We start from the raw sequence: 1,388 nt of genomic DNA on the forward strand, positions 1-1,388 counted from the left end.
CCCGGGCCACTCTTCACGGACGGCTGCACCGAAGCGAAATTTGTCTGCACGTCGCCGCGCTTGACGCTCTGTACAACCTTCCTTTCGGGGAACTCAGTCGCGTATTTAGTGCGGTACTGGTCCTCTGAGATTTGAAGGATCACATTCTCAAGGGCTGCGGGAATCTCGGATATGTTGCAATACGTTAATACAGCCTGTATGACCGTTTCTAGCGTGAATGTGAGCCGTACATCCTTCGTTGGGTCATCAGGCGGAAAACCTAGAAGCCCTTTCAGCTTGGCAAGGTATTCATCAATGGTCATTCCCGCCGCCGCCCTGCGCCGCTGTAATCGCGGCCAAGATATCCGGTTTAAGCGTTGCGCCGTTAAGGTCGATATTATGGAGGCGTGCATATTCTTTCAGCTCATCAACCTTCATTTCATCGATCGGCTTTTCATTGTCCGGCTCGGGCTCCACTATTGTGAAGCCCTCCCGGATGAGTTTGTCCCGCTCATGTTCCGTCGCTACAATGCGGACAACATTTTCCCTCTGCAATTCAAACATGCGGCGCCTCCTTATGGTTTAATGTTGACGTAGATCGACGGCAACTGATTGTCAAGGACCCAAAGGTCATGATACTTGCGGTAATCAATCTTCCATGCATCTGCCCGCTGGTTCGTGTCCGGCTCGAAAATACGAATTTTGTCTGTTTTCGAAATCGCAATCGGTGCGCTGCGTGGCGTGATGATCCAGTTGATATCCTTCGCGCCCGTTGCCGGCGTAAACCCGCCTGCCTCTTGGCCTGCTGTCTTACCATCCCGGAACACATACGCAGTCTTCATGCGAGCAGACGGCACTTTGATGATTGGATTGTTGTCAATGCCCTTGATTTGGGTCTTGATCTCGCCTTGAGTGAAATCTACAACATTCAGTTGCTTCACCAAGTCGGGGGTAGTATCCAGGATGCCGGAAACCTGAGTACTCATGGAAATCACGAGCGGCACTTCCCCGAGCAAATCATAGATGTTGATGATATCCTGTTTCAATTTCTTGAGGATATCGGTCGCATCCGGCGTATACGTTCCAGAACGTCCCCCCGCTGCCGCGATAGCTGAAATTTTGCTATAACGGTAGGCGTCGATTTCCGGGATAACTTTTGTACGCTGGAACTCACCCATGATAGCCGAGGCAGTTGTAACAAAAGCCGTCTCGTCAACGTCCATACGGTCAATTTGGAAGGTACGGCCACGATCCTGTGTGAGTGTGCGTGTTTCGTAACCGAACGTTACAGCGCCGTCCACAAAACCTGTTGTACGGTCATAATTTCCCATTGCATCCATAGTCAGCTTTGGCACCTTGACCTCATTACCGCCGCTGTATTGAACAAGGCCAGCGTTTGGCTCCATCCA

General features: G+C 51.2%; 3 protein-coding genes. All 3 read right to left on the reverse strand.

Translation table 11 applies throughout. The annotated features are described in order from the left end of the window. Nucleotides 1-302, reverse strand: a 302-nt coding sequence (locus AC3G2T_RS38645) for a head-tail connector protein (protein WP_488438808.1), incomplete at its 3' end; no start/stop codon positions are given. Continuing rightward, nucleotides 292-543 (reverse strand): hypothetical protein, encoded by a 252-nt coding sequence (locus AC3G2T_RS38650; RefSeq protein WP_488438809.1) that lies wholly within the window; start codon nucleotides 541-543, stop codon nucleotides 292-294. The genes AC3G2T_RS38650 and AC3G2T_RS38645, both read right to left, overlap by 11 nt. An 11-nt stretch (nucleotides 544-554) precedes the next feature. After that, a partial coding sequence (locus AC3G2T_RS38655; protein ID WP_488438810.1) for a hypothetical protein occupies nucleotides 555-1,388 on the reverse strand: 834 nt, incomplete at its 5' end.

It is taken from the genome of Paenibacillus sp. sgz302191 (assembly GCF_057749925.1).

Excerpts from the sequence above, each read along its gene's own strand:
- AC3G2T_RS38650 (WP_488438809.1), bottom strand. The coding sequence starts at position 543 with ATGTTTGAATTGCAGAGGGAAAATGTTGTCCGCATTGTAGCGACGGAA.